Here is a 13,257-nt window from a genome sequence, read left to right as displayed (position 1 = left end):
CGCCCGAAGGGGCTCGTACCCCAGTGCGCAGCACGGAGGTTTTGCCATGACCACGCATCTGCCGCTGTGGGCCGAGATCCTCACCGCGTTCTTCGCGGTGACCGGCGCCGCCTTCGCCGCCATCGGCTCTTTCGGGCTGGTGCGCATCCCGACCTTCTTCCGCCGCATCCATGCGCCCACGCTGGGCGCGACGATGGGTGTGTGGTGCATGTCGCTCGCCACGCTGATCTACTTCTCCGTGCAGGAGCACAGCCTGTTCCTGCACGCAGTGCTGATCACGCTGTTCGTGGCGCTCACGGCGCCGGTCACGACCATCTTCCTGATGCGCGCGGCGCTGTTCCGCGAGCGCCAGAAGAAGGGCGACGTGCCACCGGCCTAGCTCGCTCGTGGTGGCGAGCAACAATAGCCCCATGCATCTCTCGGAACTGCTCGCGCAATACGGCTACATCGTGGTCTTCCTGGCCGGATTGTTCGAGGGCGAGACCATCCTCATGTTGGGCGCCTTCGCGGTGCACCAGGGCTACCTGTCGCTGCTTCCCCTGATAGCGGTCGGTGCGGCCTCGGCCTTCGCGACCGACCAGTTCTACTTCCACCTGAGCCGGCGCAAGGGACGCGAGCTGCTGGCCAGGCGCACCCAGCTCAAGGCGCACATCGACCGCGTGAACGGCTTCGTGAGCCGGCACCCGGTGGCGACCATCTTCCTGATGCGTTTTGCCTGGGGCCTGCGCATCGCGCTGCCCGCGACCCTCGGCATGGGGCCGATGCGTGCAACCGTCTACGCGGCGCTCGACGTGCTGGCGGCGTTGCTGTGGGCGACGGTGATCGCCGTGTTCGGCCTCAAGCTCAGCGGCCTGCTGCATGCCTGGATAGGCCAGCTGCGGCCCCACGAGCACACGCTCATCCTGGGTGCGCTGGTGATCACGCTGATCGTCGGGCTGGTCGCCCAGTGGCGCGCACGGCGCTGATGCGAGGGCGCGCTCCGCCGAGATACTCGCGGCCCCTGCTGCACATCCCGCAGCAGGCGCGGCGAAGGTTCAGTCCCGGATCTCGAGCCGGCGATTGATCTGCAGCGCGATGATCGTGCAGACCGCACCCGACAGCAGATAGACGCTCACATAGCCGAGGCCGAAGTTGGCCGAGAGGCCGAGCGCCACCAGCGGCGCGAAGGCGGCGCCGACCAGCCAGGCCAGGTCGGCGGTGAGCGCGGCGCCCGTGTAGCGGTACTTGGATTCGAAGTTGGCCGTCACCGCACCCGCAGCCTGGCCGTACGACAGGCCGAGGATCACGAAGCCCACGAGGATGAAGACGTCCTGGCCGAGCTTGCCGCCGTCGAGCAGCGTCGGCGCGAAGCCGCTGAACACCGCGATCAGGACAGCCAGGCTGCCGAGCGTGTTGCGGCGGCCGATGCGGTCGGCGATCACGCCCGAGGCCACGATGCCGGCGGCGCCGAGCACCGCGCCGATCATCTGGATGACCAGGAACTCGCCGATCGACTGGGTCGAATAGAGCGTGATCCACGACAGCGGAAAGACCGTGATCAGGTGGAACAGCGCGTAGCTGGCCAGTGCCGCGAAGGCGCCGATGACCAGGTTGTAGCCCTGCGATCGCGTGAGCTCGACGACGTCGGTGGGTTCGAGTTCGCGTTCCTCGAGCAGGCGATCGTATTCGTTGGTGGCCACGAGACGCAGGCGCGCAAACAGCGCCACGACGTTGATTGCAAATGCCACGTAAAAAGTGTAACGCCATCCCCAATCGAGGAAATCCTCGGTCGAAAGGCTCGAGTACAGATACGCGAACAGCGCGCTGGCCAGGAAGAAGCCGACCGGGGCGCCGAGCTGGCCGAGCATGGCGTACCAGCCGCGCTTGTTGGGCGGCGCGTTGAGCGCCAGCAGCGAGGGAAGGCCGTCCCACGAGCCGCCGAGCGCGAGGCCCTGGCCGACGCGCAGCAGCGACAGCACGACGATGGAAGCGAAGCCCATGCTCGCGTAGCCGGGCAGGAAGGCGATGCCGGCGGTCGAGATGCCGAGCAGGAACAGCGCCGCCGTCAGCTTGGCCTCGCGCCCGAAACGCCGCTGCATCGCCATCGAGGCGATGGTGCCGAACGGGCGTGCGATGAAGGCGAAGGAGAAGATCACGAAGGCGTAGAGCGTGCCTTCGAGGCGGTTTTCGTTCGGGAAGAAGACCGCAGGGAACACCAGCACCGAGGCGATGCCGTACACGAAGAAATCGAAATACTCGGAGGCGCGGCCGATGATCACGCCGACCGCGATCTCGCTCGGCGCGATCGGGGAATGGTCGGACGCGGCATCCGGGCCGTCGTGCTGGGTGTCATGCAGCGGCGAATTGGTGCCGCCGCCGGGCGGACTGATGCTGGACGTCGTCATTTCTTCTTGCAGGTCGTGTTCAACTGGATACTCCGAGGGTCGCACCGAATCGGGATTGCCGCCATAGGACAAAACGTCCAATAGCCCGCGGACGCCAAACAAAGTAGATTGTGGTCCCTTTGCGCACCAAACGCTCACCATTCTCCGGCATGCCTCCCCTCAAGTACTTCCGCGCACTGCTCCTGCTGCCGCTCGCCCTCCTGGCGGGTTGCGACATGGTGCTGTTGAACGCATCGGGCGACATCGCCCGCCAGCAAGGCCAGCTGATCATCGTTTCGACGGTGCTGATGCTGCTGATCATCGTGCCGGTGATCGGTCTCACCATCTTCTTTGCCTGGAAGTACCGCCAGTCGAACAAGGAAGCGACCTACAAGCCCGACTGGGACCACTCCACGGAACTCGAGCTCGCGATCTGGGGCGCCCCGCTGCTGATCATCATCGCGCTCGGCGCGATCACCTGGATCAGCACCCACACGCTCGATCCCTACCGGCCGCTGCGCCGCATCGAGCCGGGCCGACCGGTGCCCGCGAACGTCAAGCCGCTGACGGTCGAGGTGGTGGCGCTCGACTGGAAGTGGCTTTTCATCTATCCCGAGCAGGGCATCGCGACCGTCAACGAGCTGGCGGCGCCGGTCGATCGTCCGATCCTGTTCAAGATCACGGCTTCCTCGGTGATGAACTCCTTCTTCATCCCGGCGCTGGCGGGCCAGATCTACGCCATGCCGGGCATGGAGACCAAGCTCAACGCCGTGATCAACAAGCCCGGTGAATTCGAGGGCTTCTCGGCCAACTTCAGCGGCGCCGGCTTCTCGGGCATGCGCTTCAAGTTCCACGGTGTGAGCGAGCCCGACTTCGAGGCCTGGGTGAGGACGGTCAGGACCAGCAACGCCGGCGAACTCAGCCGTGCGGGCTATCAGGTGCTCGAGCGCCCGAGCGAGCGCGAACCGGTGCGCCACTTCTCCTCGGTCGCGCCCGACCTTTACCACGCGATCCTCAATCGCTGCGTCGACCGCAACAAGATGTGCATGGACCAGATGATGGCCATCGACGCCGACGGCGGGCTGGGCAAGGTGGGGGCGTACAACGTCGCGCCGCGCGCCTGGCAGCCCGACGCCGCCATCGCTCCGCGCACCTACGTGACCGCCATGTGCAGCGTCAACGACCCGGCCGGACTTTCGCTTCCGCTTTCCACTGCCAGCATCCGAGAAGAATAACGATGCCCGACCACTTCGACCTCACGAAGCTCCTCCTGGGGCGCCTTTCCTGGGAAGCCATTCCCTTCCACGAGCCGATCCTGCTCGTGACCTTCATCGCCGTCGCGCTCGGCGGCGTGGCGATCATCGCGGCGATCACCTATTTCCGCGTCTGGGGCACCCTGTGGCGCGACTGGATCACCAGCATCGACCACAAGAAGATCGGGATCATGTACATCATCCTCGGTCTGGTGATGCTGCTGCGCGGCTTCTCCGACGCGATCATGATGCGGGCCCAGCAGGCCGTCGCCTTCGGCGACAACGCGGGCTTCCTGCCGCCGCACCACTACGACCAGATCTTCACCGCCCACGGCGTGATCATGATCTTCTTCGTCGCGATGCCGCTGGTCACGGGCCTCATGAACTTCGTCGTGCCGCTGCAGATCGGCGCCCGCGACGTGGCCTTCCCGTTCCTCAACAACTTCAGCTTCTGGATGACCACCTTCGGCGCCGGCCTGGTCATGGCGTCGCTGTTCGTGGGCGAGTTCGCGCGCACCGGCTGGTTGGCCTATCCGCCGCTGTCGGGGATCGAGTTCAGTCCGGACGTCGGGGTCGACTACTACATATGGTCCTTGCAGATCGCGGGGGTCGGGACCTTGTTGTCGGGCATCAACCTGATCGCAACCATCGTCAAGATGCGCGCGCCGGGCATGACGCTCATGAAGATGCCGGTCTTCACGTGGACCGCGCTGGCCACCAACATCCTGATCGTCGCCGCCTTCCCGGTGCTGACCGCCGTGCTGGCCCTGCTGTCGCTCGACCGCTACGTCGGCACCAACTTCTTCACGAACGACTTCGGCGGCAACGCCATGATGTACGTGAACCTGATCTGGATCTGGGGCCACCCCGAGGTCTACATCCTGATCCTGCCGCTGTTCGGCGTGTTCTCGGAAGTCGTCGCCACCTTCAGCGGCAAGCGCCTGTTCGGCTACGCCTCGATGGTCTACGCGACGCTGGTGATCACCATCCTCTCGTACCTCGTGTGGCTGCACCACTTCTTCACGATGGGCTCGGGTGCCAGCGTCAATTCGTTCTTCGGCATCACGACGATGATCATCTCGATCCCGACCGGGGCGAAGATCTTCAACTGGCTGTTCACGATGTACAAGGGCCGCATCCGCTTCGAGCTGCCCATGATGTGGACCATCGCCTTCATGATCACCTTCGTGATCGGCGGCATGACCGGCGTGCTGCTGGCGGTTCCGCCGGCCGACTTCGTGCTCCACAACAGCCTGTTCCTGATCGCCCACTTCCACAACGTGATCATCGGCGGCGTGCTGTTCGGCCTGATGGCCGGCATCACCTACTGGTACCCGAAGGCCTTCGGCTACAAGCTCGATCCGTTCTGGGGCAAGTGCTCGTTCTGGTTCTGGGTGGTCGGCTTCTACTTCGCCTTCATGCCGCTGTACGTGCTGGGCCTGATGGGCGTGACCCGCCGCGTGAGCCACTTCGAGGACAGCTCCTACCAGATCTGGTTCCAGATCGCGGCCTTCGGCGCGGTGCTGATCGCGCTCGGCATCGGCAGCTTCCTGATCCAGCTGTTCGTGAGCTACCTGCGCCGCGATTCGCTGCGCGACGAGACCGGCGATCCGTGGAACGGCCGCACGCTGGAATGGTCGACCTCGTCGCCGCCGCCGGCCTACAACTTCGCCTTCACGCCGCGCGTGTACGACAACGACGCCTGGACCTACATGAAGTCCCACGGCTACGTGCGGCCGCTCGATGGCTTCATCCCGATCCACATGCCCAAAAACACCGGTGCCGGCTTCGTGATCGCGGCGCTGGCAGCGGCCTGCGGCTTCACGCTGATCTGGCAGATGTGGCTGCTCGCGGGCATCTCGTTCGCGGTCCTGCTGATCGCCGTCATCGTGCACACCTTCAACTACAAGCGCGACTACTACATCCCCGCGGCCGAAGTCGTCCGTACCGAAGACGCCCGTACCCGCCTGCTCGCCGCCCATGTCTGATACCACCGTCCTTCCCCACGGCGCCCTGGGCGCCGCTCATGAACAGCCGCGCTTCCACGTGGCGGGCGAGCATCATCCCGAGAACGGCACCCTGCTCGGGTTCTGGCTCTACCTGATGAGCGACTGCCTGGTCTTCGCCTGCCTGTTCGCAATCTACGCCGTGCTGGGCCGAAGCTACGCCGCCGGCCCTTCGGGCGCCGACCTGTTCGACCTCAAGCTGGTGGCGATCAACACCGCCTTCCTGCTGCTGTCGTCGATCACCTACGGCTTCGCGATGATCGAGATGCAGCGCCGGCGCATGAGCGCCACGCTGGTCTGGCTGGCGATCACGGGTCTGTTCGGCGCCGCCTTCATCGGCCTCGAGCTGTACGAGTTCGCGCATCTGATCCACGAGGGCGCGGTGCCCCAGCGCAGCGCCTTCCTCTCGTCCTTCTTCGCGCTGGTCGGCACCCACGGCCTGCACGTCACGTTCGGCCTGATCTGGCTGATGGTGCTGATGGTGCAGCTCAAGCAGCGCGGCTTCCACCCCGAGAACCGCCGCCGGCTGATGTGCCTGTCGATGTTCTGGCACTTCCTGGACGTGGTCTGGATCGGCGTCTTCACCTTCGTGTACCTGATGGGAGTGCTGCCATGAGCGCACACAACGAGATTGCGGCCGGCCACGGCCATCACGACGACCACGACCACCACGACGACGAGGGCGGCCACGCCCATGGCACGGTCAAGAGCTACATGACGGGCTTCATCCTGTCGGTGATCCTGACCGCGATCCCGTTCTGGCTCGTGATGGGCAACGTGTTCGACAAGAGCAGCACCACCGCGCTCGTGATCCTGGCCTTCGCGGCCGTGCAGATCGTGGTCCACATGATCTATTTCCTGCACATGAACGCGAGGTCGGAGAACGGCTGGACCCTGCTGGCACTGATCTTCACGATCGTGCTGGTGGTGATCACGCTCGCCGGCTCGCTGTGGGTCATGTACCACCTGAACCACAACATGATGCCGGGCATGACGCACGAGACCCACAAGATGCCTTGACCGGCATCGGCACGGCGCATCGGTGAGACGTCTTCTTGCGCGACTCGCGCTGGGCCTTCTTGCATTGCTGGCCTTCGCGGGCTTCGTCGCGCTCGGCACCTGGCAGCTCGAGCGGCGCGCCTGGAAGCTCGAGCTGATCGATCGCATCGACCAGCGCGTGCATGCGCCGCCGGTCGAGGCGCCGGGGCCGCAGCGCTGGCCGCACATCAACGCCGCCGACGACGAATACCGCCACGTGCGCGCGAGCGGCACCTTCCTGCACGCCCACGAGACGCTGGTGCAGGCTTCCACAGAACTCGGCGGCGGCTACTGGGTGCTGACGCCGCTGCAACTGGCGGACGGCTCGCTGCTGCTGGTGAACCGCGGCTTCGTGACGCCGCAGCAGCGCACGCCCGAGTCACGCGGCGTGGTCGAGGCGACAGGCCCGGTCACCGTCACCGGACTGCTGAGATTGAGCGAGCCAAAGGGCGCACTGCTGCGCGACAACGACCCGGCCGCGAACCGCTGGTATTCGCGCGACGTGCAGGCCATCGCGGCAGCGCGCGGCCTCGAGCGGGTGGCGCCCTACTTCGTCGATGCCGACGCTGCCGCAGCCGGTGAGCGCCAGCGTCCGCCGGTGGGCGGCCTGACCGTGATCGCCTTCCCCAACAATCACCTGGGCTACGCCCTGACCTGGTATGCGCTCGCATTGATGGTGCTCGGCGCGGCGTGGTTCGTGGTGCGCGACCAGCGCAGGCGCAACGACGACGGAGGCACCGATGGCGCAGCAGCCTGAGAGCGGCGACGCCTCCGGGCTCGACAACATGCAGCAGCTGATCCAGCTGCGCTGGATCGCCGTGGTCGGGCAGGTCGCGACCATCGCGGTGGTGCACTACGGCTTCGGCATCCGGCTGCCGCTCGACCGCATGCTCACGGTGCTGGCCTTTCTCGCTGCCTTCAATGCGGCAAGCCAGCTGCGCTGGCGCATCCATCGCGACGTCAGCAACGGCGAGCTGTTCGTCGCGCTGCTGGTCGATGTCGCGATGCTGACCGCGCAGCTCTACCTGAGCGGCGGCGCCGCCAACCCCTTCGTGTTCCTGTACCTGCTGCAGGTCATCCTCGGCGCGGTGCTGCTGGAATCGTGGTCGACCTGGACCATCGTCGGCGTCACGAGCGCGTGCTTCGCGGGGCTTGCGATCTTCAGCGGCCCGCTCACGCTGCCGGTCGAGCCGGGTCACGGGCTGCTGAGCCCCTACATCCTCGGCCTGCTGATCTGCTTCGGGCTCAACGCGGCGCTGCTGGTCGTGTTCATCAGCCGCATCAGCCGCAACCTGCGTGCGCGCGATGCCCGCCTCGCGGCGCTGCGCGAGCGCGCCGCCGAGGAAGAGCACATCGTGCGCATGGGCCTGCTGGCCTCGGGCGCGGCGCACGACCTCGGCACGCCGCTGGCCACGCTGTCGGTCATCCTCGGCGACTGGCGCCACCTGCCGCACTTCACGTCCGACCCCGAACTGCTGGCCGAGATCGACGAGATGCAGGCCCAGGTCCAGCGCTGCAAGGCCACCCTTTCCGGCATCCTGCTGTCGGCCGGCGAGGCGCGGGGCGAGTCGTCGATCGAGACCACGGTCAGCACCTTCCTCGACGACCTCGCGCTGGAATGGCGCAGCACGCGGCCGGTGCGCATCTTCGAGTACGACAACCGCTTCGGCCACGACCTGCCGATGGTGTCCGATTCGACGCTCAAGCAGACGCTCTGCAACGTGCTCGACAATGCGCTGCAGGCGTCGCCGGACTGGGTGCGGCTCGAGGCCGCGCACGAACGCGACACGCTGCGGCTCACGGTGACCGATGCGGGCCCGGGCTTCGCACCCGGCATGCTGGCCGACTTCGGCAAGCCCTACCTGTCGACCAAGGGCCGGCCCGAGGGCGGGCTCGGCCTGTTCCTGGTGGTCAACGTGGCGCGCACGCTCGGCGGCGCGGTCAGCGCCCGCAACCGGCCCGAGGGCGGTGCCGAGGTGACGATCACGCTGCCACTGGCGTCGATCATTCTCGAAGAGCAAGACGAAGGAGACGAGCGCAATGGAAGCTGAACGCCTGCTGCTGATCGTCGAGGACGATGCCGCATTCGCGCGCACGCTCGGGCGTTCGTTCGAGCGGCGCGGCTACACGGTGCTGCTGGCGGCCAACCTGGACGAGCTCGCGCTGCTGCTGCGGGACCATTCCCCCCGTTACGCGGTGGTCGATCTCAAGCTCAGCGGCGAGGCCTCGGGCCTGGCCTGCGTGCAGACCCTCAACCGCCACGATCCGGCGATGCTGATCGTGGTGCTGACCGGCTTCGCGAGCATCGCGACCGCGGTCGAGGCGATCAAGCTCGGTGCCTGCCACTACCTCGCGAAACCCTCCAACACCGACGACATCGAGGCCGCCTTCGGTCGCGCCGAGGGCGACGCCGAGGTGGAGCTCACGAACCGCTCGACCTCGATCAAGACACTCGAGTGGGAGCGCATCCACGAGACCCTGGCCGAGACCGGCTTCAACATCTCGGAAACCGCGCGTCGGCTCGGCATGCACCGCCGGACGCTGGCGCGCAAGCTGGTCAAGCAGCAGGTGAAATAGCCGCGCGGGCGGCGCTGCGGGCGAAGAAGACTCAGAGCTTCACGAAGTAGCGGACGGCAATACCGGCCACCACCGCAAGCACGATCCAGAACCCGATGCGACCCCATCGGATGACGGGTTGGGCCTTGAACTGGTTCACTTCCGAGCGGTGCAGGCCGGAGAAAGAGGTGGAGTCCGGCTTGTCACGGGCCCAGTCGTGGAAGTTGTCTCTTTCGGTGTTCATGTAATACATTTTAACTAACATTACATCGTTGACCAGAGCTTCCGGGAACATTTTCTCAGGCCAAGGAAGCAAGCTTTTCACAAGCCTGCGGCGACGACTTGCTGCGCAGCGGATGTGGACGTTGTCCACGTCTCCTGACATGATGTGGATGACGTACACATCATGTCAGGAGAAAGCACCATGCTGCTGGCAAATCGGAATGCGGTGATCCACGGCGCAGGCGGAGCCCTCGGGTCTGCGACCGCCCATGCCTTCGCCCGAGCCGGCGCCCGGGTCTTCCTGGCCGGACGCACTGGCGCCAAGGTCACCGCGGTGGCGGATGCGATCCGTGCGGCGGGCGGCCTTGCGGAAGGCGCGCAAGTCGACGCGCTGGATTCCGAAGCGGTGGAGCGCCACGCCGACGCGGTGGCCCGGCAGGCCGGGCGCATCGACATCGCGCTCAACGCCGTCGGCCTGGCCCACGTGCAGGGCACGCCGCTTGCAGACCTGTCGCTGGCCGACTTCGAGTTTCCGGTCGCGACCGCCGTGCGGACCAACTTCATCACGGCCAAGGCCGCGGCACGCCACATGGCGCCCCAGGGCTCGGGCGTGATCCTCACCCTGTCGACGCCAGGCGCCCGGCTCCCCGGCCCCGGCTACCTGGGCAACTGCGTGGCCAGCGCCGCGATCGAGGCCATGTCGCGCCACCTGGCCGGCGAACTGGGGTCGCAGGGTGTGCGCGTCGTGTGCATCCGGCCCCATGCGATCCCGCAGGCCGCCGCAGCCGGCTCGCACACGCGCGAGGTGTTCGGCCCGATGGCCGAGCGCGCCGGGCTCACGATCGACCGGATGCTCGCGGGCGCTGCCGACGGCACGCTGCTCAAGCGCCTGCCGACGCTGGACCAGTTCGCCAACACCGCGGTGTTCCTGGCCTCCGACCATGCCGGCGCGATCACCGGCACGGTCGCCAATCTGAGCTGCGGCTTTCTGGTGGACTGAATTTCCGCGCCCGTGGCCGTGTCAGGGCTGCGCCGTTCGGTTCATTCGTAACGTAGGCATCCACCTACAGAAATGCCGCGCCGAAGCGCCCACGATGAAGGCATGACCAATCCGATCAAACTCGTTATCGACGAGCCGGTGCCCGGGTCTTTCATCTGGACACTGCTCGAATGCGACGCCGGTGGCGTCCCCCGCAAGGTGATGCGCGCCGCCGAGTACGGCGCCGACACCTACGAGGCCGCGCTGGCGACCGGCACCCGCATGATGGACGCCGAGATTCGCAAGAATCTCGAGAAGCCGGCCGGCGTGCCCTCCTGAGTCCGGGCCGGCTGCGGCCTAGCCCAGGTGGGTCTTGAGCGGGACGGCGGGATCCGCGGCCACCGCCGGGTCTGGGCTGCGCCCGGCCTCGAGCAGCTTGCGGCTCATCATGTGATCGACCGGCGCGTTGACCGATTCCACGCAGCGCAATTGCCCGTCGACGTAGTGCAGCAGCGAGAACGATGCCGCGTTGGCGCCCGGCCGCCGCACCGTGGCCGCGCCCGTCGTGCCGGTCGCCGGCACCAGCCCGGCCATCTGCAGCCGCAGCGCACCCTGCTCCGACCAGAACCACGGCACGGCGTCGTGCGGACGCGGTGCGCCGGTGAGCGTCGCCACCGCGGTGCGGGCCTGGTCGTTGGCGTTCTGTACCGATTCGAGCCGCAGGGCCTCGGCCGCGCGCCGGTCGGGAAAGCGCGTGCAGTCGCCCACCGCAAGCACGGTCTCGTCGCTGGTCTGCATGTAGGCATCGACGACGATGCCATCGGCGCATTCGAGTCCGGCAGCCTCGGCGAGCGCGGTCTCCGGCACCGCGCCGATGCCCAGCAGCAGCAGGTCGATGGCCTGTGGCTCGCCGTCGATCTCGAGCCCCACGAGCCGCGCGCCGTCGATCTGCGGCGCGCCGACCCGGACGTCGAGCCGGATGTCCATGCCGGCCGCGCGATGGGTCGCGAGCACATGCGCCGACAGTTCGGGCGACACGGCCCGGCTCAGCAGGCGCGGCGCGCTCTCGAGCACCTGCACCTGCTTGCCGAGCGCAAGCGCGCTGGCTGCCACCTCCAGCCCGATGAAGCCGCCGCCGAGCACCGTCACGTGGCGGGTCGCCGCGAGCAGCGTGCGCAGCTGCGCGGCCTCGTCAGCGGCGCGCAGCAGCGCCACGTTCGAGAGACCCGCGAGCGCAGGCAGGCGGCGGGCCCGCGTGCCGGTGGCCAGCACCAGCCGTTCCCATTCCAGCACCTGGCCCGAGCGCAGGCTGACCGTGCGTGCCGCGCGATCGATCGCAAGCGCGGCATCGCCCAGGTGCAGCGTGATGCCGGCCTCGGCGTACCAGGTCTCGGCGCGGTGCGGCTGCAGAGGCTCCTCGGCGTTCTTGAGGAAGGCCTTGGAGAGCGGCGGCCGGTGATAGGGGACGGCGGCCTCCTCGCAGACGAGGTGGACGCGCGCGCCCTGCCCGGCCTCGGCCAGGCCGGCACACAGCTGGGCGGCTGCATGGCCGCCGCCGATGATGACGATGTTCGAATTCATGAGTTCCCGTGCGGTTCGTCGATACCCCTATTGTCGCGGTCGCGTCGCCCGGCTGGCCTTAGGATGGAGGCGGCGATCCAAGCCGGAAAGACAACGCAGAGAGACAACGCAGATGAAGATTCGCATCGTCGGCGGCGGCCCGGCCGGCCTGTTCTACGCCTACCTCATGAAGCGCGACGACCCGTCGCACGACATCCGCGTCTACGAACGCGATGCCGAAGACGCCACCTATGGCTGGGGCGTGGTGTTCTCCGACGTCGCCCTGGCCTTCGTGCGCGACATCGCACCCGAGCTCTACGAGGCCATGACCGAGCGCCAGGAAGTGTTCGACGAGATGGCCGTGGTGCACCGGGGCGTTCAGGTCAGGCTGGCCCACAACACCTTCCATCGCATGTCCCGCATCGACCTGCTCGGGGCCCTGCATGCGCACTGCCGCGCGGTCGGCGTCGCGATCGAGTTCGAGCGCCGCGTCGACGACGTCGGCGATGCCTTCGCCGACGCCGACCTGATCGTCGCCGCGGACGGCGCCAACAGCGCGCTCCGCAGCCGCTACGCCGAGCAGTTCGGCCCGAGCCTGGACGAGCGGCCCAACCTGCTCGCCTGGTACGGCACCACGCGGCTCTTCGATCCGCTGTCGCTGATCTTCCGCCAGAACCCCGATGGCCTCGCGATCGCCCACACCTACCGCTACAGCCGCACCCACAGCACCTTCCTGGTCGAGGTCGATCCGGCCACCTTCGAGCGCGCCGGCCTCGCGCGCATGGACGAGGCCCGCAGCATGGCCTGGTGCGAGAAGGTCTTCGCCGAGGATCTCGAGGGCCATGCGCTGCTGTCGAACAAGTCGAACTGGTTCCGCTACACCATCGTCAAGAACCGCAATTGGCACTGGAAGAACATCGTGCTGATCGGCGATGCGCTGCGCACCGGCCATCCCTCGGTCGGCTCGGGCACCCGCCTCGCGATGCAGGATTCGATCGCTCTGTTCGAGGCGTACAGGGAATGCGGCGCCGATGTACCGAAGATGCTCGAGGCCTTCGTGCGTATCCGCCAGCCAGGCTCCGACTCCCTGCAGAAGGCGGCGATCAAGAGCTGTGAGTGGTACGAGGACCTGGCACCCCGGCTGCCGCTCGACCCGATTTCCTTCGCCTACGACTACGTGACGCGCAGCGGCCGCGTCGACCACGCCGACGTGCGCGCGCGCGATCCCGAACTGGCGGCGGCCTACGAGCGGCTGCATCCCGAACGCGTGTTCTGATCTC

15 protein-coding genes are annotated in these 13,257 nt (G+C 67.1%); 12 read left to right on the top strand and 3 right to left on the bottom strand.

Annotated features, from left to right (window positions below; translation table 11 throughout):
• Positions 1-46 precede the first annotated feature (46 nt).
• Together mnhG and QTH87_RS10280 are read left to right on the top strand one after the other, a co-directional pair.
• Positions 47-379, top strand: a complete 333-nt coding sequence (gene mnhG, locus QTH87_RS10285; RefSeq protein WP_286608812.1) for a monovalent cation/H(+) antiporter subunit G — start codon at positions 47-49, stop codon at positions 377-379.
• Positions 380-410: 31 nt separating this feature from the next.
• The gene (locus QTH87_RS10280) at positions 411-965 is read left to right on the top strand and encodes a DedA family protein (RefSeq protein WP_286608811.1); all 555 of its coding nucleotides are present in this window, start codon (positions 411-413) and stop codon (positions 963-965) included.
• A 69-nt stretch (positions 966-1,034) separates the two neighbouring features.
• On the opposite strand, the gene QTH87_RS10275 is transcribed toward QTH87_RS10280, so the two are convergent.
• Positions 1,035-2,384: an MFS transporter gene (locus QTH87_RS10275; protein WP_286608810.1), complete on the bottom strand. Its 1,350-nt coding sequence runs from the start codon at positions 2,382-2,384 to the stop codon at positions 1,035-1,037.
• 149 nt (positions 2,385-2,533) lie between these two features.
• Here QTH87_RS10275 and cyoA point away from each other — a divergent pair, with 149 nt between their 5' ends.
• From cyoA to QTH87_RS10240, 7 genes are read left to right on the top strand one after another with little or no spacing between them, the layout of a single operon-like run.
• On the top strand, positions 2,534-3,598 hold the full coding sequence (gene cyoA / locus QTH87_RS10270; RefSeq protein WP_286608809.1) for a ubiquinol oxidase subunit II: 1,065 nt from the start codon (positions 2,534-2,536) through the stop codon (positions 3,596-3,598).
• A gap of 2 nt (positions 3,599-3,600) precedes the next feature.
• On the top strand, positions 3,601-5,604 hold the full coding sequence (gene cyoB / locus QTH87_RS10265; protein WP_286608808.1) for a cytochrome o ubiquinol oxidase subunit I: 2,004 nt from the start codon (positions 3,601-3,603) through the stop codon (positions 5,602-5,604).
• On the top strand, positions 5,597-6,238 hold the full coding sequence (cyoC, locus tag QTH87_RS10260; RefSeq protein ID WP_286608807.1) for a cytochrome o ubiquinol oxidase subunit III: 642 nt from the start codon (positions 5,597-5,599) through the stop codon (positions 6,236-6,238). The genes cyoB and cyoC overlap by 8 nt, the downstream gene beginning before the upstream one ends.
• A complete protein-coding gene (gene cyoD, locus QTH87_RS10255) occupies positions 6,235-6,642 on the top strand; it encodes a cytochrome o ubiquinol oxidase subunit IV (protein ID WP_286608806.1) in 408 nt (135 codons plus the stop codon). The genes cyoC and cyoD overlap by 4 nt, the downstream gene beginning before the upstream one ends.
• 22 nt (positions 6,643-6,664) lie before the next feature.
• On the top strand, positions 6,665-7,417 hold the full coding sequence (locus QTH87_RS10250) for an SURF1 family protein (protein WP_286608805.1): 753 nt from the start codon (positions 6,665-6,667) through the stop codon (positions 7,415-7,417).
• Positions 7,401-8,711: an ATP-binding protein gene (locus QTH87_RS10245; RefSeq protein ID WP_286608804.1), complete on the top strand. Its 1,311-nt coding sequence runs from the start codon at positions 7,401-7,403 to the stop codon at positions 8,709-8,711. Before QTH87_RS10250 ends, QTH87_RS10245 begins: the two co-directional genes overlap by 17 nt.
• Positions 8,701-9,237 carry a response regulator transcription factor gene (locus QTH87_RS10240; RefSeq protein ID WP_286608803.1) on the top strand — a complete coding sequence of 179 codons (537 nt, stop codon included), beginning with the start codon at positions 8,701-8,703 and terminating at the stop codon, positions 9,235-9,237. The genes QTH87_RS10245 and QTH87_RS10240 overlap by 11 nt, the downstream gene beginning before the upstream one ends.
• A gap of 31 nt (positions 9,238-9,268) precedes the next feature.
• Here the strand turns inward: QTH87_RS10240 and QTH87_RS10235 are convergent, their stop codons facing one another.
• Complete coding sequence (locus QTH87_RS10235; protein ID WP_286608802.1) at positions 9,269-9,589, bottom strand: hypothetical protein; 321 nt, start codon at positions 9,587-9,589, stop codon at positions 9,269-9,271.
• A 51-nt stretch (positions 9,590-9,640) separates the two neighbouring features.
• Between QTH87_RS10235 and QTH87_RS10230 the strand changes: the two genes are divergently transcribed.
• Together QTH87_RS10230 and QTH87_RS10225 are read left to right on the top strand one after the other, a co-directional pair.
• Positions 9,641-10,438 carry an SDR family NAD(P)-dependent oxidoreductase gene (locus tag QTH87_RS10230; protein WP_286608801.1) on the top strand — a complete coding sequence of 266 codons (798 nt, stop codon included), beginning with the start codon at positions 9,641-9,643 and terminating at the stop codon, positions 10,436-10,438.
• 102 nt (positions 10,439-10,540) lie between these two features.
• The gene (locus QTH87_RS10225) at positions 10,541-10,756 is read left to right on the top strand and encodes a hypothetical protein (RefSeq protein WP_286608800.1); all 216 of its coding nucleotides are present in this window, start codon (positions 10,541-10,543) and stop codon (positions 10,754-10,756) included.
• Between the two features lie 18 nt (positions 10,757-10,774).
• Here QTH87_RS10225 and QTH87_RS10220 read toward each other — a convergent pair whose 3' ends face one another.
• A complete protein-coding gene (locus QTH87_RS10220; protein WP_286608799.1) occupies positions 10,775-11,998 on the bottom strand; it encodes an NAD(P)/FAD-dependent oxidoreductase in 1,224 nt (407 codons plus the stop codon).
• Between the two features lie 112 nt (positions 11,999-12,110).
• On the opposite strand from QTH87_RS10220, the gene QTH87_RS10215 reads away from it, so the two are divergent.
• Positions 12,111-13,253, top strand: coding sequence for an FAD-dependent monooxygenase (locus QTH87_RS10215; protein ID WP_286608798.1), 1,143 nt, complete (start codon positions 12,111-12,113; stop codon positions 13,251-13,253).
• Positions 13,254-13,257: the final 4 nt, after the last annotated feature.

The organism is Variovorax jilinensis (assembly GCF_030316885.1).
Lineage (GTDB): Bacteria > Pseudomonadota > Gammaproteobacteria > Burkholderiales > Burkholderiaceae_C > Variovorax > Variovorax jilinensis.
This window is presented reverse-complemented; position numbering and strand designations above follow the sequence as displayed.